A 19,897-nucleotide genomic window follows, 5' to 3' on the forward strand; every position below is an offset into this window, starting at 1 on the left:
GATGACGCGATCGGCAAGGGAGATATGGTATACGCCTGGGCGAGCGACCCCAACCTCCGGAAGAGGGGAGAGTCGGGGGGGGCCATCACAGCCCTCCTCAAGTTCGCCCTGGAAGAGGGGATCGTCGACGCCGTCCTGGGGGTTAAGAGGGGCCTAGACCTCTACGACGCAAGGCCGGTCCTGATCACCGACCCACAAGATGTGGAGGAGACGGCGGGCTCGATCCACGGGGGTACGCTCCTCCTCTCGAAGCTCTTCGGCAAGTACCTCGCAGGCGCGGAGGGGTTTAAGGTCGCCGCCGTCATGAAGGGGTGCGACGTCATGGGGACCATTGAGCAGGCGAAGAGGGGGATGGTGAATATCGACAACCTCCTCCTGATAGGCCTCAACTGCGGCGGATCCATCGCCCCCTCCATGATGAGGCGGATGATCTCCGAAGTCTTCGGTGTCGACCCCGGGACCGTCGAGGAGGAGACGATCCACAAGGGGAGGTTTCACATCACCGTCGGCGGGGAGCACCGGGCCGTTCGGATACCGGAGCTGGAAAAGGGGGGCTACGGCCGCAGAGACAACTGCAGAAGGTGCAAGATGAAGGTCCCGAGGGGGGCTGACCTCGCCTGCGGCAACTGGGGGGTGAGAGAAGAGCTGGTGGGGGAGGCGACCTTCGTCGAGGTCTGCTCTGAGAGGGGAAGAGACCTCGTCGAGAGGGCGAAGGCCGCCGGAGCCATCGGGGTAGGCGTACCCGATGGGGCCTGCATCAAGGCTCGAAAGAGGAGGGAAGATCTGATCGTCAACCTCTCCGACGAGGAGCAGAAGAAGGACTTCGCCCTTCTGGAGGGAAGCTCCGACCGGATGAGTTTCATAGTCGAGGAGACGGCCCGCTGCATCAAGTGCTACGCCTGCATCGAGGTCTGCCCCGCCCTCTTCAACACCACCGGACCCTACATGACGGCGTTTCCGGGGATCATCCCTCCGGGAATCGAGTTCCACCTGACGAGGTACGCCCATGTTGCGGAGAGCTGCATAAACTGCGGCCAGTGCGAGGAGCTCTGTCCCATGGATATCCCCAACGCACGGATCATGCACGCCATCGCCGCCGACCTGCAGGAGCTACATGGATACAGGGCCGGGGAGGATATGTCGAGGCCTAAGATAGCCCTCATGAAGGATCCGAAACCCGCCTCCACATCACCTCCGGCCGAAGATCTTCTCCAGCTCGGCAAAGGATAGGGTGACGGTGGTGGGCCTCCCGTGGGGGCAGGTTCGCGGGTTGTCGGTGGCGAATAGCCTTCGGAGGAGGTCGTGCATCTCCTTCCAGCCCATATCGTGCCCCGCCTTGATGGAGCCTCGGCAGGCGAGGAGCTTGAGGATCTCCTCTTTTGCCGTCGCCTCCGTCCCGACCCTCCCCAGGGCGAAGAGATCCCTCAGGACGTCGTGGACCGCCTCGGGGCTCTCGAGCCTCACCCCTATCGCCGGGACGGCCCGGACTTGATAAGCGTTGCCGCCGAAGGGCTGGACGTCAAAGCCCATCTCCGAAAGGACCTCTCCCCACTCCTCCAGCAGGACCGCCTCCTTCGGCGACAGCTCCAGGGTGACCGGAACGATCAGCTCCTGGGATATGGTGCCGGAATCGTATTTTTTCGTCAGGCTCTCGTAGCGGACCCTCTCGGCGGCGGCGTGCTGGTCCACCAGGACGAGACCCCCTGGCCCCTCCGCCACGATGTAGAGGCAGAGGGCTTGACCGAGGAGCCGCAGTCCCCCCGGGAGCGGCTCCGCCTCGATCTCCAGGTCGAGCCTCCCCCTCCCCGAATATAGGGGGAGGGTCCTCTGAAGATCCGATGCGAGCCCTCTGCCACCGGGATCGGATCCATCGGCCGTCCCCGCCTCTCCTGAGACGACGGGGCCGGCGGCCTCAAAGCCGGGAGCCGAAGCCTTCGTCCCGCCCTCCGGGACGAAGAGGTCCGTCGGGGCGGCCCCCTTCGCCGTCTTGGGCGGCTCCGCACCTCCCGCCTTCATGAGGGCGGCCCTGATGGCGTCGGTGACCATCGCCGCCACCTCCTCCTCCTTCAGAAACCTCACCTGCGTCTTTGCGGGGTGGACGTTGGCGTCCACCATTGCGGGGTCGATCCTGATGGAGACGACGGCGACGGGGTGGCGGCCCGTGGGGATGAGGGTCCTGTACCCCTCGGCGACGGCCCTGGTGAGGGCCCTTGACCTGACGAGCCGGCCGTTGACGTAGGTCATGATCCAGTCGGGGCTGGACCTGGTGATCGTCTCTCTTCCGACAGACCCGGTGACGGAGACGGACTTCGACTCCGCCTCTATGGAGATGAGGTTTCGGGCGACCTCCCTTCCCAGGATCCTCAGGATCGGATCGTTCCAGCTCTCCGACCGGACGGATTTGAAGACCGTTTTATCGCCGGAGAAGAGTTCGAAGGATATCCGGTGGCATATGACGGCGTAAGAGGTGACGACCTCGGTGATCCTCGCCAGCTCCGCCCTCCCGCTCTTGAGGTACTTTCTCCGAGCAGGGATCTGTCTGAATAGGTCTGTGACCTCCACCGTCGTCCCCGCGGGGGCTCCCACCTCCCCCACCTCCGCGATCCTCCCCCCCTCGACCCTGACGTGGGTCCCGGCGACTCCGACCCCAGAAGACCTGACCTTCGTCACCAGGTCGACGGACTCCGCGACGCTGGCGATGCTGGAGAGCGCCTCGCCCCGAAAGCCCAAGGTAGATATCCTATCGAGGTCGGAGGCGCCGGAGATCTTGCTGGTGGCGTGCTTCTCGAAGGCGATGGAGGCGTCCTGTCGGTCCATCCCGGAGCCGTCGTCGGTGACCCTGATGAGCCGCTTGCCCCCGTCGACGACCTCCACCAGGATCTTCGTCGCCCCGGCGTCGATGGAGTTCTCGACGAGCTCCTTGACGACGGAGGCGGGCCTCTCGATCACCTCCCCGGCGGCGATCTTGGAGACGGCCTCGGGGTCCAAAAGCTTAATTTTTCCCATCTTCCCCCACTAGCCTCCTCTGGTACTCCGAGAGCCTGTTCAGGGCGTCGATGGGGGTTAGGAGGTTCAGGTCCAGGTCCCTGATCTCCTCGATGAGGGAGGCCGCAGCGTCCCGATTTCGTCCATCTTCGAAGAGCGTTGCCGGAGGGGCGCCCTCGACGTCGACGGCGCCTTCACCGTTACTGTTACCATCACCTTCAATGTCGCCGCCACCGCCACCTCCTCCGGGACCGTCGAAGAATATCAGCTGGGTGTAACGGGGCCCCGCCCTCCTGGACCGCCGATCGTTTCTCAGGGGCTCGATCACCGCCTCCCTCTCGATCTCCCGGAGAACCTCTCTTGCACGAGCCACCACCTCTCCGGGGACGCCGGCGAGCTTTGCGACGTGGATCCCGTAGCTTCTGTCGGTGGCGCCGGGGACGACGGTCCGGAGGAAGACTACGGAGTCCCCCTCCTCCTTCACCGCCATGTTGTAGTTCTTGACGCCGGAGAGGACCCCTGCCAGCTGCGTGAGCTGGTGGTAGTGGGTCGCAAAGATCGCCTTTCCCCGGACCTTGTTGTGGATCTCCTCGGCGATGGCCCAGGCGATGGCGAGGCCGTCGAAGGTGCTCGTACCCCTCCCCACCTCGTCGAGGAGGATCAGGCTCTTTGAGGTGGCAAAGGAGAGGATCTTGGCCACCTCCGTCATCTCGATCATGAAGGTGCTCTGGCCAGAGGTCAGATCGTCGTAGGCCCCGACCCTGGTGAAGATCCGATCGACGGGGGATATGGAGGCGAAGGAGGCGGGGACGAAGGAGCCTATCTGGGCGAGGATGACGGCGAGGGCGATCTGCCTCATGAAAGTCGACTTTCCTGCCATGTTGGGGCCCGTCAGGATTAGGAATCGGTTCCCCCTCCCGTCGAGGTGGACGTCGTTGGGGACGAACCCCCCCCGCATAGAAGCGTCCAGGATCGGGTGGCGGGAGGACCTCATGGAGATCTCCCCCCTCAAATTCAGCTCGGGGCGGATGAGCCCCCTCTCGGCGGCGAGGGTGGCCAGGGCTATGAAGGCGTCCATCTCCCCCAGGGCCGCGGCCCTCTCCTGGATCTCCCGCCCCCTGCAGGCCGCCTGCGACCTGATCTTCAAGAAGAGCTCCTCCTCCAGGGAGGACGACCTCTCCTGGGCGGAGAGGACCCGTTCCTCCATCTCCTTCAGCTCCGGGGTTATGAACCGCTCTCCCCCCGCCAGGGTCTGCTTTCTTATATACTCCGGCGGCACCGCGGCGAGGTTCGGCCTCGTCACCTCGATGTAGTAGCCGAAGACGTTGTTGTACCCGACCCGGAGGGACTTGATCCCCGTCCGGGCCCTCTCCTCCCTCTCCATCCGGGAGATCCAGCCCCTCCCCTCCCGCAAGAGCGACCGAATCTCGTCCAGCTCGGGGTCGTAGCCGTCCCGGATCACCCCCCCCTCTTTGATCCCCGTTGGAGGATCGTCTTCTATCGCCCTTCCGACGAGCTCCGCCACCTCCCCGAGGGGGCCGATCTCGAGCCGACCCCTCAACTCAATAAGCATCTGCGACTTCGCGTCTTCCAGGAGCTGGACGATCCGGGGAAGCCGCTCTATCGCCCCCTTCAGAGCCAGAAGGTCCTTTGGGGACGCGATCCCGCAGGTGGTCCTGGCGACGATCCGCTCCAGGTCCCCCATCCCCTTCAGCGCCTCCGCCAGGTCCCCCCTCCTGAGGGGGTCGGCGAAGAGCTCCTCCACCCCGTCGAGGCGCTGCTCTATCTCCTCGGAGGAGATGAGGGGCATCTGCAGCCACTTCCGGAGGGCCCTCGAACCTCCGGGGGTGGCGGTGAGATCGATGAACTCGAAGAGCGACCCCCTCTTGGTCCTCTCCCTGATGTTCCGGAAGATCTCGAGGTTACGAAGCGTCGTATCGTCCAGGACCATGAACTCTTCGGGGGAATAGATCCTCACCTCGGCGATGTGGGATAGGGTGGGGATGTGGGATGAGGAGAGGTATGAGAGGGCGGCCCCGCAGGCCCTCGCGGCCAGGGGCAGGTCGAGAAGCCCCCATCTATCGAGGGCCTCCTCGTCGAAGTGGCCCGCCAGGAGGGCCCTCGCCCCGTCGAGGGAGAAGTCGTCATCTTCTATCCTCTGGACCGCCGTCCCCACGAGATCGGTGATGATCTGGTCGGCGGATTTGGGGACGAGGCATTCGGAGGGGCGAAACTTCGCCAGCTCCGACGAGAGGCGGCCGTCGCCGGAGAGCTCTGTTGCGAGAAACTCCCCGGTGGAGACGTCGAGGAAGGAGAGGCCGATTCGCCCCCCCTCCTCGACGACGGAGGCGAGGTAGTTGTTTGCCCCCTCCTCCAGCATCGAGGGCTCTATGATCGTTCCGGGGGTGATCACCCGGACGATCTCCCTCTTGACTAGCCCCTTCGCCTTCTTGGGGTCTTCCACCTGCTCGCATATCGCGACCTTATAGCCGGCGGCGACGAGCTTGGGGAGGTAGGCGTCGAGGGCGTGGTAGGGGATCCCGGCCAAAGGAATCCGGTTTCCCTCCCGGTCCTTCTGCCGCGAGGTGAGGGTGATATTCAGGACCCGGGCCGCCACCTCGGCGTCGGGACCGAAGGTCTCGAAAAAGTCGCCCATCCGGAATAGGAGGAGGGCGTCGCCGCACCGCTCCTTCATGCCGAAATACTGGTCCATCAGGGGGGAGATCTTGGCCATGGGCTATCCGGAGGAGGGGAAGGAGCCAGTCCGTCTTATCGGTTTCGGCCCCAGTATGGGCTCAGCCCCTCCTCCCATAGAAGGGCTCTCAGGAGGGGAGAAGATTGTGAGATCAGAACTTCAGCTCCATCCCCAGGATCGTCTCGGTGGAGGTGACGCCATGGATCTCCCGAACCCGCAGGACTATCATGTTCAGGTCGTTTATGCCATCGACGTCGGCTATGGCGATGAAGTCCGTCTCCCCGTAGACGGGGACGACCTCCCGGACCCCCCGGATCTGGGCGAGGGCGTCGTAGACCGCCTTCTCAGACCCCGGCTCTGCGTTGATCATGACGAAACCTTTCAACCTCGATCCCTCCTTTACAGCTTCTTTATACCCTTCTCATATATCCGACCCCACCCTATATCAGCCTTCGCCGGTCCGGTCGGCTCAGTCGGTCCGGCCGCTCCCGTCCCCTTCGCCGGGGATCAAGCCGCCAAACTGCGCCCTTACGGCGATCTCCATCATCACCCTCCGGAGCGCCTCGATCTCTCTCTCGACGGCGATGGACGGCTCCAGGTGGGCAGCCTCCATCAGCGCTCCCAGCGCCTCCTCCAAAAGGCCCATCCCCACCAGGACGGAGGCGAGGTTCCTGAAGTCGCAGGCCTCCGGCTCTCCGGCGACGATCTCCTCGTAGACCTCCAGCGCCTCCTCAAACCGCCCCATCCCCCGGAGGACGAAGGCCCGGTTCCTCCGGGCCTCGAGGCTCTCCGGGTCCGCCTTCAGCGCCTCGTCGTAACACGTCAGGGCCCCCTCGGCCTGCCCCATCTGGAAGAGGGCGACGCCCTTGTTGTTCCAGGCGTCGGCGTTCGCGGGGTTCATCTCCAGGACCTGGTCGAATAACTCGATCGCCTCCTGGTACTCCTCCCTCTTCACCCGGTCCATCCCCTTGTGGACGAGAACCTTCTCTTTCGACCTCATGGTATCTCCTCACATGTAGCCCTGGATGGGGGCGGGCTCTCCAGCCTCCACCTTCTTCCCGCCGGGCTTCTTGATCTCGCCGAACTGCCGCTCGTACTCGTTTATGTGGTTATTCAGCCAGTCGGCGAGCTCCTTTGCGGCCAGGGGGGAGAGGATCAGCTCCGTCTCGACCTTCCGCTCCATGACGGAGAGCTGCTTTCCTTCCTGGACGACGGCCTTCGGCGAGTCGTTGTAGAAGGCGATCCGAAAGTCGTAGGGGCTGTGCCCGCCCATCGCCCCCACGGCGTAGATCTGCCTGAACTTCTCGCCCTTAGAGATCTCCAAAGCGAACTCCATGGAGGGTAGGTCCCCCCTCAAGCTTAAAATAACTGGTGACCTGTAATTCGGACCGATCCGTCATACATCACCCTCCCAGCCCCCCTGGCGATAGACCTAAATAGATTAAGATGACAATTAACGTTTGAGGCGCGAGCAGAAGACCAGATGGGTCGGCAGTCCCCGTAAGAGGGGCGTCGGATAAAAGACCGGCGATTTTGTTGCTCCGCGCCTCTCAAAAGCCTTCTACAATCCCGTTTTTTAAGACCAATTTTTTGGCTTATATAATTGAGGTGACCGACATCTGAAAGCCATTTTATAGAGGCGGGGTGCAGGGGTAGAGAAAACCCCGGTCTTCGGGCCGGGGATGAATCGTACCCCGCCTTAAGCTATGAATCTTTAAATACCATAACAGCTTAAGTGAGTGTAATGCTTAAAGCCTTCAAATATAGGATCTATCCGACAAAAGCACAGCGGTCTAAGATGGAACAGACCTTGGAGCTGTGTAGATGGACCTATAACGAGACTTTGGCATATCGAAAAAACTCTTTTGAACAAGAAGGCAAATCCACATCTAAGTATGAGACTCACAACTTGCTGCCAGAGTGGAAGAAAAACAAACCCGAACTGAAGGAGGTATTCTCTCAGACCCTCCAGAACGTCCAAGAACGGGTAGATCTGGCATTCAAAGCGTTCTTCCGGAGGGTCAAAGCAGGAGAAGCCCCGGGGTATCCCAGGTTCAAGGGGAAAGGATGGTACGATTCGTTCACCTATCCACAGCTGGGATTCAAACTGTCTTTCGGGAAGCTCGACCTCTCCAAGATCGGAGATGTCAAGATCAAGCTCCACCGACCCATCGAAGGGAAGATCAAGAGGTTAACCGTTCGGAGATCTTCGACCGGAAAGTGGTTTGCCTGCTTCTCAGGGGAGATCGACGATCCTCCGAAGCCTCCCTGGAAAGATGGGTTGATGGCGGGCATCGATGTGGGGCTGGAGAGTTTCGCTACGCTATCCAACGGAGAGAAGATCGATAACCCCCGGTTCTTTCGATCTGAGGAGAAGGCGTTGGCCAAAGCTCAAAGACGACTATCCAAATATGAGAAGGAAACTCCTGAGAGGAGGAAAGCTCTCAAAGTCGTCTCGCGGACCCATGAGCGGATAGCCAACCGCAGATACGATTTTGCTCATCAGGTCAGTCACAACCTGGTCGAAAGGTTCGGGCTGATTGCTTTCGAGGATCTGAGTATCACGAACATGCTTAAGAACCACTGCCTGGCTAAGAGCATATCAGACGCTGCCTGGAGGATGCTAGTGATAACCACATCGTACAAGGCTGAGAGCGCCGGTTCGATGGTGGTTCTAGTAGATCCTCGGAACACAAGTCAGCTATGTTCCAGGTGCGGCCTTAAAGTGCCGAAGTCGCTATCGGATCGGGTCCATGGATGTCCTCAATGCGGGCCGGTCATGGACCGTGACGAGAATGCGGCGATAAACATTCTGAGACTGGGGCTACAGTCTCTGCCAAAAGCTAGAAGCCCCGCCCTTCAGGGCGGGGAGTAGTCACGTAGTATCAGCTCATAACCCGGCCCTGTTAATTCGGATTGAGGTGAGGAGATGGACGAAGACTTCCAAGATGCGGTGAAATTTCACGGTCACTCCTGCCCCGGCATAGCCATAGGCTACCGGGTGGCCAAGTACGTCAAAGACCATTATGACAGGGCCGAGGACGAGGAGCTGGTGGCGATCGTCGAGAACAGCTCCTGCAGCGTCGACGCAATCCAGCAGCTTCTGGGCTGCACCTTCGGGAAGGGGAACTTCATCTTCAAGGACCACGGAAAACACGTATACACCTTCTACTCTCGGGACCACGAGAAGGCCCTGCGGATCTACTTCAGAGACGTCCTCCCCCGGATCGACCCCGCCGCTATGAAGCGGTTCCTCTCCGGGGATATGTCCCCTGAAGAGAGGGAGAGGTTCATGAAGCTGCGGGAGGAGGCTACCGACTACATCCTGGCCGCCCCCGACGAGGAGCTGTTGGCGGTCCGGGAGGTCGATATCCCCGCGCCGGAGAAGGCCCGGATCCACCCCTCCATAGACTGCCAGGAGTGCGGCGAGGCGTTCATGGAGGTGAGGGGTAGGACCGCCGAAGGAAAGATCGTCTGCGAGGAGTGCTACCAGAAGTTTGTGGTATAGGTCTCCATCTTTTCTTTTTATATTCTAAATCTCGATCCTCTGGAGGTCCCGCCCGACCTCCACTCTGGCCTCGTCGCCAAGGGCCGCTCGGACGTCCCGGACCATCTCCGCCTCGCGGCCTATCGTCTGGGGGTAGAGGTGGGTGAGGACGATCCTCTTTACGCCAGCGTCCCTGAGGTTCTCACCCAACCACTTAGGTGTCGAGTGGTTGGTGACGACGTAAGGCTCGGGGAAGGAGCACTCATGGATGAGAAGGTCAGCGCCCTCCGCCAGCGCCCTCATCGAAGGCGCGGGCTCGGTATCCCCGGAGTAGACGATCGCCCTCTCGCCCGACTCGATCCGGTATCCTAACGCAGGAAGGCTGTGGACCGCCTCACCCGCCCTGATTTTGAAGCCCGATAGGGCGAACTCGTCGCCGGGCGCCACGGCGGTGACGGAGACGTCCAGCTCTTCGAGGTAAGGGTAGAGGGACCGGACCTGCTCAAACCATCCTTCCGTCCCCTCGGGACCATACACCGCCATCCTCCTCTCCCCCAGGAGCCACCGGGCCTTGGCGAGGGGGAGGAGGTCTGAGACGTGGTCGAGGTGGAGGTGGGTGAGGAGGACGGATCCGATCTCCAGGGGAGAGACCTCCGCCTCTGCGAGCCTCAACAGAACGCCTGCACCGCAGTCGAAGAGAAGGGGTTTCTCGGCCTTCAACACCAGACCGGCCTGGGCCCGGCCCGAATGGGGTATCCCCACCCCCGTCCCCAGAAGGGTCGCCTCGATCTCCGCAACAATCGCCATGGGGATCTCTTCTGATACTCGAAGGTAGATAGAGGTTCCTCCGATCTTTACCGATCGGTTTTAAGTAGATCCAAATAATCAGATCTCAGAAGCGATAATCCGACTGCAGAATCGATCGAGGTGTGATACTTGAAGGATAACGTCATCAAGGATCCGGAGCTGGCCGTTAAGGGCAAAAAGAGGATTGAGTGGGCTAGAAGGCACATGCCTGTCCTCCAGAAGATCCGGGAGGAGTACCAGATGGAAAGGCCCCTGGAGGGGGTCAGGGTCGTCGCCTGCCTCCACGTCACCGTCGAGACCGCAAATCTCCTCTCGACCCTGACGGCCGGAGGGGCCGAGATCGCCGTTGCGGGTTCCAACCCCCTCAGCACCCAGGACGACGTCTCCGCCGCCCTGGCGGAGGATGGTATGTACGTCTACGCCTTCCACGGCGAGAACGACCAGGAGTACTACGACTGCATCAACAAGGCCCTGGACATACGCCCCAACGTCACCCTCGACGACGGCGCCGACACCATCGCCACCATCCACCGGGATAGGACGGACCTGGCCGCCGATATCCTCGGGGGATGCGAGGAGACGACGACGGGGGTGATAAGGCTGCGGGCCCTCGCCGACGCCGGCAAGCTCATGTACCCGGTGATAGCCGTCAACGACGCCGAGACGAAGATGATGTTCGACAACCGGTACGGGACAGGACAGAGCACCATTCACGGGATCATGAACGCCACCAACTTCCTCTTCGCCGGCAAGACCGTCGTCATCGGAGGCTACGGCTGGTGTGGCCGCGGCCTTGCCACAAGAGCTAGGGGGATGGGAGCGAACGTCGTCGTCGTCGAAGTGGAGCCCAGAAAGGCCCTGGAGGCGGCGATGGACGGCTTCCGGGTGATGTCGATGACCGCGGCGGCGCCCCTGGGCGATCTATTCGTCACCGTCACCGGGAACGTCTCCGTCATCAGAAGAGAGCACGTCGAGCTGATGAAGGACCAGGCGATCGTCGCCAACAGCGGCCACTTCAACGTTGAGATAGACATCCCCGCCCTGGAGGAGATGGCTTCGGGGATGGCCGAGGTCCAGGAGAACGTCGCCGAGTACAAAATGTCCGACGGCCGGAGGATCTATCTCCTGGCTGAAGGCCGACTGATCAACCTCGCCGCAGCCTACGGCCACCCGCCGGAGGTGATGGACATGAGCTTCGCAAACCAGGCGCTCTGCGTCCGTTACATAGCAGAGAACGGCCCGGATCTCGACCGGAAGGTCTACCCCGTCCCCCCACAGATAGATAAGAGGGTGGCGGCCCTGAAGCTCGCGGCGATGGGGATCGAGATCGAGTCCCTGACTCCAGAGCAGGAGAAGTACCTCCACAGCTGGGATATGGGGACCTGAGGGAGGAGGTGGAGGATATATGGACCTGAAGAGAGGTGCGGTGGAAGCGTACCTCCAAAGACTCGCGGGGGAGGACGCCGAACTGGTGGGGATGAGAACCCTGGGCGAGACGATCCCCACTACAGAGGACGTCAAAGGGTTCGGCTACGGAAGCCCCGTCCTCCTGGAGTACTCCGCAGGAGGAGTGGCGAGGTCTGCGGTCCTCTCGACGATGCGGGTCCAGGAGGGGTTCGGCCACGACCACTTCTCCGACCGGGCCCAGGTACTCCTCTGGCAGCACTCCGCCTTCGGGGGCCTCCCGAAGCACGCGAGGTCGATGGACGTCGGATACTTCGATGATGGTGGTAGGCTCACATCCTGCGGCAACGCAAGAGAGTTCTTCATCCTGATGGAGAAGATCGACGGGAGAGAGTACTTCTTCGACCTGGAGCGGGTGAAGGAGGAGGGGGTGATGGACCTGGACATGAGACGGGCCGAGGCCCTATCCACATACCTCGCCGAGATCCATGGCGTAAAGAAGGACTCTCCCGCCCTCTACCGTCGGAAGATAAGGGAGACCATCGGCCACGGCGAGTGCATCATGGGTATCCTCGACGACTACCCGGCAGACCCCGATTTCCTGGAGCCCGGGGAGCTTTCAGCTATCGAGAAGAAGTGCATCGACTGGAGGTGGCGTCTTCGGGATAAGACCGACAGGCTCTGCCAGACCCATGGAGACTTTCACCCCTGGAACGTGATGTTTCGGTCGGGGACGGAATATTCGGTCCTGGATCGGTCCCGGGGGGAGTGGGGAGAGGCGGCCGACGACGTCACGGCGATGACGACCAACTACATCTTCTACTCCGTCCAGAAGAGCCTGAGGCTCGAAGGCGGCCTACAGGCCCTATTCGAACTATTCTTCGAGAACTACCTCGACAAAACGGGGGACGAGGAGCTCCTTTCGGTGATCGCCCCCTTCTTCGCCTTCCGGATGGTAGTCGTCGCGAGCCCCACCTGGTACCCCCTCCTCACCGGGGACGTCAGAAGGGCCCTCTTCAACTTCCTGGAGAACGTCCTCGACGCCGAAGAGTTCGACTACAAGCGGGTCAACAGATACCTGGAACCGTCCCGGATCTGAGATGGCGGCCCGATACGCCTTCGAGCTCTCGGGGGAGCACCCGACGATCCCCAAGAGCGAGGCGCTCTCCCTCCTGGAGGTCACCTCGGCCGGATATGGGATCGTCTCCGAATCCGCCCGGTGCCTCGTCGTCGAGGCCCGGGACCTGGACCTCTCCCGCCTCGGGGTGAGGATGGCGATGGTCCACCGGATCATCGAAGTCGCGGCCGAGGCCGAGCCGACTGCAGAAGGCGTCGCCAGGGCCGCCGCAGAGCTCGACCTTCCCGATAGATCCTACAGGGTCAGGGCGAAGCGGCTCGGCGAGGTTCCCCTCGGAAGCGACGAGGTGGAGAGGATGGTGGGCTCTGTTCTGTGGAAAAGGGGATACAAAGCCGACCTGGCAGACCCCCAGATCGAGATCCGGGCGATCGTCACCGAAGACCGGGTCCTCCTGGGCAGGGAGGTCGCCCGGACCGACAGGGCCGGGTTTCGGGCCCGGCGCCCCCACCTCAAGCCCTTCTTTTACCCAGGGACGATGCTCCCGAAGCTCGCAAGAGCCCTCGTCAACCTCTCCTGCGCCAGAGAGGGCGAGCGGCTCTTCGACCCCTTCGCCGGGACCGGCGGGTTCCTGGTGGAGGCGGGGCTCATGGGGGTCCGGGGCGTCGGCCTCGACGTCCAGGGGAGGATCGTCCGGGGCGCACAATCAAACCTGGCGGGGCTCGACTGCACCCTCATCGTCGGGGACGCCATGACCCTCCCCCTCAAGGACAGATCCGTCGAGGCGGCCGTCTCCGACGCCCCCTACGGGAGGTCTGCCCTCATCCAGGCGGGGTCGCGAGACGAGCTCCTGGCCGGAAGCCTCGCCGAGCTGCGGCGGGTCCTGATCCCCGGCAGGAGGATGGTGTTCGTCGACGACCGGCCCGTCGGCGAATTGATCGAGGAGGTGGGGTTTGTGGTCCTGGAGGTCCATCGGGAGCGGGTCCACAGGAGCCTGACGAGGCAGATCTATGTCTGCAGGTGAGTAATAAGGGCGGAGGGCTGGCGGGCGGCGCGAAAACTACCGGGCTGGCTCCATCCTCCATCTAGGAGCTCCTTCAGCCCGGAATATCGGGCGTGGATCGATGTAGTAATTCGAAATCTCTTGAGAAGTAATGGAACTGGGTGATTGATGAGGATAAGTCGGAGACTGTGAGCCTCCAACGGTGCATCGCCTCTTGCGGATCTATCTATCGGCCAGCCGCTCCAAGAGCTTCTGATGGCTCCTGGTGACCTCCCGGTATTCGTCACGTATCTCCGGGGGCAAGAGGTCCGTTTTGCAACTCTGACCCTTCTTCTGCTCTTCAATTTCCGTCTTCATTCTCCTCATCCTCTACTCTGAGCCCCATTTTTATTTAAGTTTATTCTCTGTCGGTCGATGGGACACCGCGTGGAGGGCGCCATCCCGCCCGGAGGGCGCGGAGCGTCGCACAGCATGGTGGAGGCGCCGGGCGGGATCGCGGGGCGGGTGCCGGGCGGCGCGGGGCAGTCCAGGCTAGAAAAATAAGGACGCTCGGTATTCCGTGGCATCCGAGTTGTTGTTTGCAGGCGATATCAACTAGCGACTTTTGTGGCCTGTGTTTTCACCAGCCAAAGCCAAAATCCTATTCCTAACGCTCTCTGAGAGCCACATGCCAGTATCTCCCAAATGATCTACAAGAGGTTCGATGCTTTCTGTCAGACCCTCAGATTTCGCCTCCAGCAAGAATCTGAGCGTTCCCCAGACGTTCAACCCGGCTGCCTGGGCAATCCGCCTCGCTAAAGCGTCGTCCAACAAGACGATTCTGTTAGGATTCTCTAGGGCCAGGGATATGGCTGCAACTTCTCCAGGGCCCAGTTCCAGCGCGAGCCATTCGGAAGGCGGGGATTTTGGGTCGACGATCTGGATCCAGGAGTAATCACGCGGACTTGGAACGTCATAGCCTCTGCGCCGACCTTCAGCCAGCTCTATCGCTACCGCCTTTGGGATCCATACCTCGTTGAAGAGCTTTGGTAACCAAGCCAAAGCGCCTATGCGGTAGAGGTAGAGCAGAGGGGAGGTGTTGCTGATGACCTCAGGCATTAGCATTCTCCAGGTCGCGGAGCTCGGCTTCGAGAGGGAATACCTTGTAGCGTTCAAGGGTCAGCAGAAACTCGACTCGCGGCATACCGGCGAGCTCCGCAGCTCGTCCCGAGGAGAGCCGACCAAGCTCATAGAGCTTGACTGCGGCCAAGATCCGAAGCTCACGACCGAAAGCCTTCTCGTCGGTCTTTTCGGACAAGAGCACCTTTTCGGGCACGTCGATTGTAATTCTTCGAGCGGCCATATTTCACCCAAATACGATTATTTTCATGGCATAACTTATTTTTCATACGATGATTCTATCGGACTTGGCCAGGCGAAGCCCGCACGGGCGGTATCGCGGGGCGGGTGCCGGGCGGCGCGGAAACCAGGAGCTGGCTCCATCCGGCCAATTTCAGAACGTTAACAGGTACGGTAATTCTGAAACAGATCCTATCCGGAGAAGATGGAGATGGAGGGTTCAGAGCCGCCCGTACATCTTGTGCGCCTTCTCAATGGTGGTGATGGCGAGGATCGTAACGACCTTCTCATCATCAGATATCCGATAGAAGACGGTATAGGACCTTCCAACATGGAGGCGATAGAGCTTCTTATGGCCAGAGAGATGGAGCGCCTCCCGGTCGCCCCTTTCGCCTCCAGGGAAGGGATCGTAGGCGAGAGAAAGACATCGATCAGCCACAAGCCGCCTGCTCTTCTCCGGGAGGGATCGGAGAAACTCCAGGGCCTTCTCCTCGATCAGCAGCTGGTAGGTCAAAGCCGAAGCTCCACGAAGCTTCCCTCCCTCTCGATCCTCTCCATATCGAGGAAGAGCCGCCGCTCCTTCTCGTGCTCGATCATCTCTGCGAGGAGGCCCGCGAAGGTCTCTCCCGGCCTCTTGAGGTCTGATAAATCCTCCCAGACCTCCCGGGTCACCGGAATCCTCTTATCGGCCGCTTCGCCCATGTAAATGCTGTAAGGGCTGTAAGGGCTTATAGGTTGCGGGTCGAGGGGCGCGGCCAGGCGGGCTCCATTCGGGGTATTGCGTTTCGTAAAAGGAGAGGGGGGGTTCATATGTGGGCGTTATTCTCCAAATCGGGGGAAGTCCGCGAGGGCGGAGCCTTCTGCACGGGGTACGCGTAGTTTTTTGTCGCTCAAGCACAGAGGCAGCTGGCTTTCGATGTGGACATCTTGAGCCAGCTCTTCATATGAATTAATACTATTATATATTTATATTTTAAAACTCTGCTACGGCAGGAGATAGATATCTCCCAGGCAAATTTTTAATAAATTCTTCATCTGATAAATTCTGTGATGATGTCTTAGTTACGTCTTCTCTGCTTGCTCGAATCATACCAAAATAGTTATCTTTTCCATTTTCTTTTCGGAAAAATGAAAGACTATAATGCCGGACTTCCGTTTTCGAATTAGATAACGTTACAAGTATGCTTCGTGACCACCTGTAAATAAAAGCTCTTGTCAGAGCATCAGAATCTATATATGGAATAATAATATTAAAATGGCAACTTCCGGATTCTTTAACCCAAGGTGCGCTTTTTAATACTGGTTTATCGTTTAAATCCCTAGATGTCCAAGAACTTTTTAATAATAGATCTTCAGATCGGTCCAACGAAACAACACCAATGCTTTCTAGTCTTTCAATGATTATCATAGTTTCCATTTTCAGTTTTTGTTCGCTCCAAATTACAGTTTTCTCTTCAATTTTCGTTGCTCTATCTTCATTTTCGCTCATCAATTTGCTCTCAATTTGTTTTCGAACATCAAATGCCAGTGTGAGAAGCGATTTAATTTGTAATAAGGCTACTACGGATGATGTACAAATAAATACAATCGCGCTATTCTCAGTTAATATCCAAAATCGTGTATTAGATCCGAAGCTAAGCAATATCGGATAACAGATAATAACGAGGAATAACATCGATACCCTAACCCATCCTTCAAATCCAGCATTTCTTATTTTTCTTAGGCTCTGCCTAAACGCACCATAATTTTTTGGAATATATTTGGCGGAGAAAATAGTCGCAATGTAACCTTGTTCAGCAGTAGCTCTTAGAAGATCTACCAAAAATACAATAGCGAAAATCCAAAAAGCCACGCTTATCAACTTGATCGATCCGATTATCGCGAAAAGGCTAACAACGCTAGCGCCTACTAATAAATCCAAGAGAATTTTGCCATTTGCCACCAACAAATCTTCTAAAAGGGTACGTGTATGTTCTAGCCTTGAAAATCCTTTCTGCAGCCAATATATTAGAGCCGCATATACAAGTCCAAGCAATGTGCCAGTAACTGGCAACATAATCTTACCCAAATCATTTAGATTAATTGAATCGAGTATGGTTGGATTTAAAATTAAATAATAAATATGTGCTATTTCGCTACACATCTAATTTGGCCATCCTTCATCCCGCTCCACCATCATACCCATCAGCCGCCACCCCTCGACCGTCCCGCACCCGCCCCGGGCCCCCTCCTCCTCGCTGAAGGCCTTCATATCGTCGGGCTCGATTCCCGAGCCGATCATAGCGAAGGGGACGGGCTCGTCGGTGTGGGTCCTGATGGAGAGGGGGGTCGGGTGGTCGGGGAGGACGGCGACCCGCCACTCATGATCGGACCTCTCCAGCCCCGCCAGGACCGGGCCGACGACCCGCTCGTCGAAGCGGCGGATCGCCTCGATCTTACCGTCGAGAAGGCCGTCGTGGCTCATCTCGTCGGGGGCCTCGACGTGGAGGAAGACGAAGTCGACCCGTTCGAGGGCGTTGAGGCAGGCCGCCACCTTCCCCTCGTAGTCGGTGTCGAGGACGCCGGTCGCGCCGGGCACGTCTATCACCTCGAGGCCTGCATAGACCCCCATCCCCTTCAGGAGGTCGACGGCGGAGATGACCGCCCCTTCCATCCCCCATATATCGCGGAACTTCGGCATCGACGGCGCCTTCCCCTGCCCCCAGAGCCAGATCATGTTCGCGGGGCTCTTGCCCTCTTTTGCGCGCTGGAGGTTGACGGGATGCTTTTCGAGGACGGGGACCGATGACTCCATCATATCCCGAAGAGCGGCGGAGCCCTCTCCTCTCGGGAGGTGGCCGTCGATCGGCTGGCCTGTGATGTCGTGGGGAGGGGTGCAGATCGCCTTTAGCCCTTCGTCGCCGCCCTGGACGAGGAGGTTTCGATAGCTTACGCCGGGGTGGAGCCTGGTGGCGGGTCGGGCCTTCTTGAGGGCCTCGATCAGCTCCCGCCCCTCCTCGGAGGTGATGTGCCCGGCGCTGTAGTCGACCATGATCCTTCGATCTCGGTCGACGGTGACGAGGTTACACCGGAAGGCGACGTCTTCTGGGCCGAGAGGAACGCCCATCGCCGCCGCCTCCAGGGGGGCGCGGCCGCTGTAGTACCTCTTTGGGTCGTAGCCCATCACCGAGAGGTTCGCGATGTCGCTTCCCGGCGGCATCCCCGGCGGGACGTTAGCGGCGAGGCCGCCCTTCCCATCTCGGGCTATCCTGTCCATGTTGGGGGTCTCTGCCGCCGCGAGGGGGGTCTTTCCGTCGAGCACATCGATGGGATGGTCCGCCATCCCGTCTCCCAGAAGTATCACCAGCTTCATCTTCGTCTCCATCTCCAGGATTTTGGCCCGCGATCGTCTCCGATCAGATCGTCATGACCTTCAAAGCCGCATCGTCCGCGTTTCCGTCCGTCTCCTTATCAGACCTCTTCTAAAAGAAAGAGGTGCTCATCCCGCCTTCCGCCTTCGCCTCTTCTGCCTTCTTCTTGGCCCTCGCCTTCCTCTCGGCCTCGGGCATCTCCTCTTCTTCCCGCCTCCTCTTCTCCTCCCTCTCCATCCGGGCCAGGTGGTGGTTTAAGACTTTTGCCAGCTGGTTCAGCTTCGTCCTCTGGCACGTGGCGCCTCTGGTCACCCCGTAGACGATGTCGACGACCGTCCCCAGGGTCTCGACCTTGTTCCTTGGGGGCTTCACCAGCCTCGTCTTCACCCCCACCTTCGCGAAGTCCTCGAAGTCTACAGGGCTCTGGCATACGATCACTGCCGGGACCTCCGCCAGGGCCAGAACGTCCTTCGCCTTGTAGACGACGTGAGACCTGATGTTGCCGAGGTGGATGACTGCGATCTTATGCCTCTCGATCTGCTCGATCTCCTTGGGGGTGAGGCCAAAGGTGGGGCCGAAGCCCTTGGAGGCCGAAGGGAAGCTGTCGGGGACCCCCGCTCCCGCCTCCAGGACGAGGACGCTCGTCTGGATTCCCTCCCGTCGGAGGCCGTAGGTGATCTCGCAGACGGGCTTGGTTATGTGCCTCCGCCCCGGGGACATGGCGATGGCGATCACGTCTGGTCTGGAGGCCTCGGAGAGGGTTCCGCGCTGGGCGAGGCCGCCGCCCTTGGCAAGCCCCATGCTCTCTCGGCAATCCACAACCTGGGTCGTCCTGCCGATCATGAGAATTCATTCGGAGTCTAATCCATATAGCCTTTGCCTGCCCTTTTTTTCCGTCCGGCCGCTTTCTTTAAGCCGCATGGCGGATATGGGCGAATATGCTCTCTTTTGTCGGACTGGGGCTCTACGACGAGATGGACGTATCGGTGAAGGGGCTGGAGGCCATCAGGGACGCGGATCTGGTATATGCGGAGTTCTACACCTCTCACCTCGCCGGCGCCACCCCGGAGAGGCTAGCAGAATTCTACGGAAAAGAGGTCCGGATCCTGAGCCGGGAGGAGGTGGAGGTGGACCCAGAAGGGTGGATCGGCGAAGCCCGGGAGAAGAATGTCGCCTTCCTGGTGGGAGGAGACCCCATGATCTCGACGACCCATCTGGACCTCCGGCTCCGGGCCCTCAGGATGGGGATCGTGACCCGGATCATCCACTCCTCCTCCATCGTCACCGCCGTCTCCGGCCTCACCGGCCTTCAGAACTACCGGTTCGGAAGGTCCACATCGATACCGTACCCCTACGTTGCGGGGAGCAAGAGGATCGTCGCCACGAGCCCCTATGACGTCGTCGTCGAGAACCTCCACCGGGACCTTCACACCCTCCTCTTCCTGGACATCCAGCCGGATAGATACATGACCGCGGGAGAGGGGGCGGCCCTCCTCCTGGAGATGGAGGAGATCGCCGGGGAGAGCCAGCTCAACGCATCCTTAGGCGTCGGCGTCGCTCGTGCGGGATCCGACGATGCCGTCGTCATCGCCGACTGGCTCCCAAGGCTCGCAGACCGCGACTTCGGGGGGCCCCTTCACATCCTCGTCGTCCCCGGAAGGCTTCACTTCATGGAGGCCGAGGGGCTGGTGGCCCTGGCAGGAGCTCCGCCGGAGATCCTGGATGGTGCAGAGCCCTGACCGGGAAAGCTTTA

The 19,897-nt window shown here is 60.1% G+C and carries 21 protein-coding genes; 7 read left to right on the plus strand and 14 right to left on the minus strand.

Annotated elements, in window-relative coordinates:
- The first annotated feature begins 24 nt into the window (after positions 1-24).
- Positions 25-1,230 carry a Coenzyme F420 hydrogenase/dehydrogenase, beta subunit C-terminal domain gene (locus P0O24_RS03175; protein WP_316968290.1) on the plus strand — a complete coding sequence of 402 codons (1,206 nt, stop codon included), beginning with the start codon at positions 25-27 and terminating at the stop codon, positions 1,228-1,230.
- On the opposite strand, the gene mutL is transcribed toward P0O24_RS03175, so the two are convergent.
- From mutL to P0O24_RS03200, 5 genes are all read right to left on the minus strand, one after another.
- Entirely contained in the window at positions 1,189-3,006 is a 1,818-nt protein-coding gene (gene mutL / locus P0O24_RS03180) for a DNA mismatch repair endonuclease MutL (protein ID WP_316968291.1), read from the minus strand. The two genes, P0O24_RS03175 and mutL, sit on opposite strands and share 42 nt — an antisense overlap.
- Positions 2,993-5,719, minus strand: a complete 2,727-nt coding sequence (mutS, locus tag P0O24_RS03185) for a DNA mismatch repair protein MutS (protein ID WP_316968292.1) — start codon at positions 5,717-5,719, stop codon at positions 2,993-2,995. Before mutS ends, mutL begins: the two co-directional genes overlap by 14 nt.
- Before the next feature lie 112 nt (positions 5,720-5,831).
- Positions 5,832-6,065, minus strand: coding sequence for an Lrp/AsnC ligand binding domain-containing protein (locus P0O24_RS03190; protein WP_316968293.1), 234 nt, complete (start codon positions 6,063-6,065; stop codon positions 5,832-5,834).
- 84 nt (positions 6,066-6,149) lie between these two features.
- Entirely contained in the window at positions 6,150-6,680 is a 531-nt protein-coding gene (locus tag P0O24_RS03195) for a tetratricopeptide repeat protein (protein ID WP_316968294.1), read from the minus strand.
- A 9-nt stretch (positions 6,681-6,689) separates the two neighbouring features.
- Entirely contained in the window at positions 6,690-7,016 is a 327-nt protein-coding gene (locus P0O24_RS03200; protein ID WP_316968295.1) for a DUF3467 domain-containing protein, read from the minus strand.
- Between the two features lie 408 nt (positions 7,017-7,424).
- On the opposite strand from P0O24_RS03200, the gene P0O24_RS03205 reads away from it, so the two are divergent.
- A complete protein-coding gene (locus P0O24_RS03205) occupies positions 7,425-8,555 on the plus strand; it encodes an RNA-guided endonuclease InsQ/TnpB family protein (RefSeq protein WP_316968296.1) in 1,131 nt (376 codons plus the stop codon).
- Positions 8,556-8,609: 54 nt separating this feature from the next.
- The gene (locus P0O24_RS03210) at positions 8,610-9,188 is read left to right on the plus strand and encodes an FmdE family protein (protein WP_316968297.1); all 579 of its coding nucleotides are present in this window, start codon (positions 8,610-8,612) and stop codon (positions 9,186-9,188) included.
- A gap of 24 nt (positions 9,189-9,212) precedes the next feature.
- On the opposite strand, the gene P0O24_RS03215 is transcribed toward P0O24_RS03210, so the two are convergent.
- Entirely contained in the window at positions 9,213-9,974 is a 762-nt protein-coding gene (locus tag P0O24_RS03215; protein ID WP_316968298.1) for an MBL fold metallo-hydrolase, read from the minus strand.
- Between the two features lie 129 nt (positions 9,975-10,103).
- Between P0O24_RS03215 and P0O24_RS03220 the strand changes: the two genes are divergently transcribed.
- Genes P0O24_RS03220 through P0O24_RS03230 form a run of 3 tightly spaced genes read left to right on the plus strand, consistent with a single transcriptional unit; the run spans position 10,104 to position 13,477 of the window.
- Positions 10,104-11,360, plus strand: coding sequence for an adenosylhomocysteinase (locus tag P0O24_RS03220; protein ID WP_316968299.1), 1,257 nt, complete (start codon positions 10,104-10,106; stop codon positions 11,358-11,360).
- Positions 11,361-11,379: 19 nt separating this feature from the next.
- Positions 11,380-12,477: a phosphotransferase family protein gene (locus P0O24_RS03225; RefSeq protein WP_316968300.1), complete on the plus strand. Its 1,098-nt coding sequence runs from the start codon at positions 11,380-11,382 to the stop codon at positions 12,475-12,477.
- Position 12,478: 1 nt separating this feature from the next.
- Complete coding sequence (locus tag P0O24_RS03230) at positions 12,479-13,477, plus strand: THUMP domain-containing protein (protein ID WP_316968301.1); 999 nt, start codon at positions 12,479-12,481, stop codon at positions 13,475-13,477.
- Positions 13,478-13,678: 201 nt separating this feature from the next.
- On the opposite strand, the gene P0O24_RS03235 is transcribed toward P0O24_RS03230, so the two are convergent.
- From P0O24_RS03235 to mcrC, 8 genes are all read right to left on the minus strand, one after another.
- Positions 13,679-13,813 (minus strand): hypothetical protein, encoded by a 135-nt coding sequence (locus P0O24_RS03235; protein WP_316968302.1) that lies wholly within the window; start codon positions 13,811-13,813, stop codon positions 13,679-13,681.
- Positions 13,814-14,050: 237 nt separating this feature from the next.
- On the minus strand, positions 14,051-14,554 hold the full coding sequence (locus P0O24_RS03240) for a DUF3368 domain-containing protein (RefSeq protein ID WP_316968303.1): 504 nt from the start codon (positions 14,552-14,554) through the stop codon (positions 14,051-14,053).
- Positions 14,547-14,798 carry a UPF0175 family protein gene (locus tag P0O24_RS03245; protein ID WP_316968304.1) on the minus strand — a complete coding sequence of 84 codons (252 nt, stop codon included), beginning with the start codon at positions 14,796-14,798 and terminating at the stop codon, positions 14,547-14,549. Before P0O24_RS03245 ends, P0O24_RS03240 begins: the two co-directional genes overlap by 8 nt.
- Before the next feature lie 216 nt (positions 14,799-15,014).
- Complete coding sequence (locus tag P0O24_RS03250) at positions 15,015-15,308, minus strand: type II toxin-antitoxin system RelE family toxin (RefSeq protein WP_316968305.1); 294 nt, start codon at positions 15,306-15,308, stop codon at positions 15,015-15,017.
- Positions 15,305-15,496 carry a hypothetical protein gene (locus P0O24_RS03255; protein ID WP_316968306.1) on the minus strand — a complete coding sequence of 64 codons (192 nt, stop codon included), beginning with the start codon at positions 15,494-15,496 and terminating at the stop codon, positions 15,305-15,307. The genes P0O24_RS03250 and P0O24_RS03255 overlap by 4 nt, the downstream gene beginning before the upstream one ends.
- A 271-nt stretch (positions 15,497-15,767) precedes the next feature.
- A complete protein-coding gene (locus P0O24_RS03260; RefSeq protein ID WP_316968307.1) occupies positions 15,768-16,937 on the minus strand; it encodes a hypothetical protein in 1,170 nt (389 codons plus the stop codon).
- Positions 16,938-18,146, minus strand: a complete 1,209-nt coding sequence (locus P0O24_RS03265; RefSeq protein WP_316968308.1) for a cofactor-independent phosphoglycerate mutase — start codon at positions 18,144-18,146, stop codon at positions 16,938-16,940. It lies immediately after the preceding gene.
- Positions 18,147-18,255: 109 nt separating this feature from the next.
- The gene (gene mcrC, locus P0O24_RS03270) at positions 18,256-18,987 is read right to left on the minus strand and encodes a methyl-coenzyme M reductase I operon protein C (RefSeq protein WP_316968309.1); all 732 of its coding nucleotides are present in this window, start codon (positions 18,985-18,987) and stop codon (positions 18,256-18,258) included.
- Between the two features lie 95 nt (positions 18,988-19,082).
- Between mcrC and dph5 the strand changes: the two genes are divergently transcribed.
- Positions 19,083-19,883 (plus strand): diphthine synthase, encoded by an 801-nt coding sequence (dph5, locus tag P0O24_RS03275; RefSeq protein ID WP_316968310.1) that lies wholly within the window; start codon positions 19,083-19,085, stop codon positions 19,881-19,883.
- Positions 19,884-19,897 lie beyond the last annotated feature (14 nt).

Source organism: Candidatus Methanocrinis alkalitolerans, from assembly GCF_029167205.1.
In the GTDB taxonomy this organism is placed as follows: Archaea; Halobacteriota; Methanosarcinia; order Methanotrichales; family Methanotrichaceae; genus Methanocrinis; species Methanocrinis alkalitolerans.

Excerpts from the sequence above, each read along its gene's own strand:
- P0O24_RS03175 (WP_316968290.1), top strand. The coding sequence starts at position 25 with ATGGTATACGCCTGGGCGAGCGACCCCAACCTCCGGAAGAGGGGAGAG.
- mutL (WP_316968291.1), bottom strand. The coding sequence starts at position 3,006 with ATGGGAAAAATTAAGCTTTTGGACCCCGAGGCCGTCTCCAAGATCGCC.
- mutS (WP_316968292.1), bottom strand. The coding sequence starts at position 5,719 with ATGGCCAAGATCTCCCCCCTGATGGACCAGTATTTCGGCATGAAGGAG.
- P0O24_RS03195 (WP_316968294.1), bottom strand. The coding sequence starts at position 6,680 with ATGAGGTCGAAAGAGAAGGTTCTCGTCCACAAGGGGATGGACCGGGTG.
- P0O24_RS03200 (WP_316968295.1), bottom strand. The coding sequence starts at position 7,016 with ATGGAGTTCGCTTTGGAGATCTCTAAGGGCGAGAAGTTCAGGCAGATC.
- P0O24_RS03205 (WP_316968296.1), top strand. The coding sequence starts at position 7,425 with ATGCTTAAAGCCTTCAAATATAGGATCTATCCGACAAAAGCACAGCGG.
- P0O24_RS03210 (WP_316968297.1), top strand. The coding sequence starts at position 8,610 with ATGGACGAAGACTTCCAAGATGCGGTGAAATTTCACGGTCACTCCTGC.
- P0O24_RS03215 (WP_316968298.1), bottom strand. The coding sequence starts at position 9,974 with ATGGCGATTGTTGCGGAGATCGAGGCGACCCTTCTGGGGACGGGGGTG.
- P0O24_RS03225 (WP_316968300.1), top strand. The coding sequence starts at position 11,380 with ATGGACCTGAAGAGAGGTGCGGTGGAAGCGTACCTCCAAAGACTCGCG.
- P0O24_RS03230 (WP_316968301.1), top strand. The coding sequence starts at position 12,479 with ATGGCGGCCCGATACGCCTTCGAGCTCTCGGGGGAGCACCCGACGATC.
- P0O24_RS03235 (WP_316968302.1), bottom strand. The coding sequence starts at position 13,813 with ATGAAGACGGAAATTGAAGAGCAGAAGAAGGGTCAGAGTTGCAAAACG.
- P0O24_RS03240 (WP_316968303.1), bottom strand. The coding sequence starts at position 14,554 with ATGCCTGAGGTCATCAGCAACACCTCCCCTCTGCTCTACCTCTACCGC.
- P0O24_RS03245 (WP_316968304.1), bottom strand. The coding sequence starts at position 14,798 with ATGGCCGCTCGAAGAATTACAATCGACGTGCCCGAAAAGGTGCTCTTG.
- P0O24_RS03255 (WP_316968306.1), bottom strand. The coding sequence starts at position 15,496 with ATGGGCGAAGCGGCCGATAAGAGGATTCCGGTGACCCGGGAGGTCTGG.
- P0O24_RS03260 (WP_316968307.1), bottom strand. The coding sequence starts at position 16,937 with ATGTGTAGCGAAATAGCACATATTTATTATTTAATTTTAAATCCAACC.
- P0O24_RS03265 (WP_316968308.1), bottom strand. The coding sequence starts at position 18,146 with ATGAAGCTGGTGATACTTCTGGGAGACGGGATGGCGGACCATCCCATC.
- mcrC (WP_316968309.1), bottom strand. The coding sequence starts at position 18,987 with ATGATCGGCAGGACGACCCAGGTTGTGGATTGCCGAGAGAGCATGGGG.
- dph5 (WP_316968310.1), top strand. The coding sequence starts at position 19,083 with ATGCTCTCTTTTGTCGGACTGGGGCTCTACGACGAGATGGACGTATCG.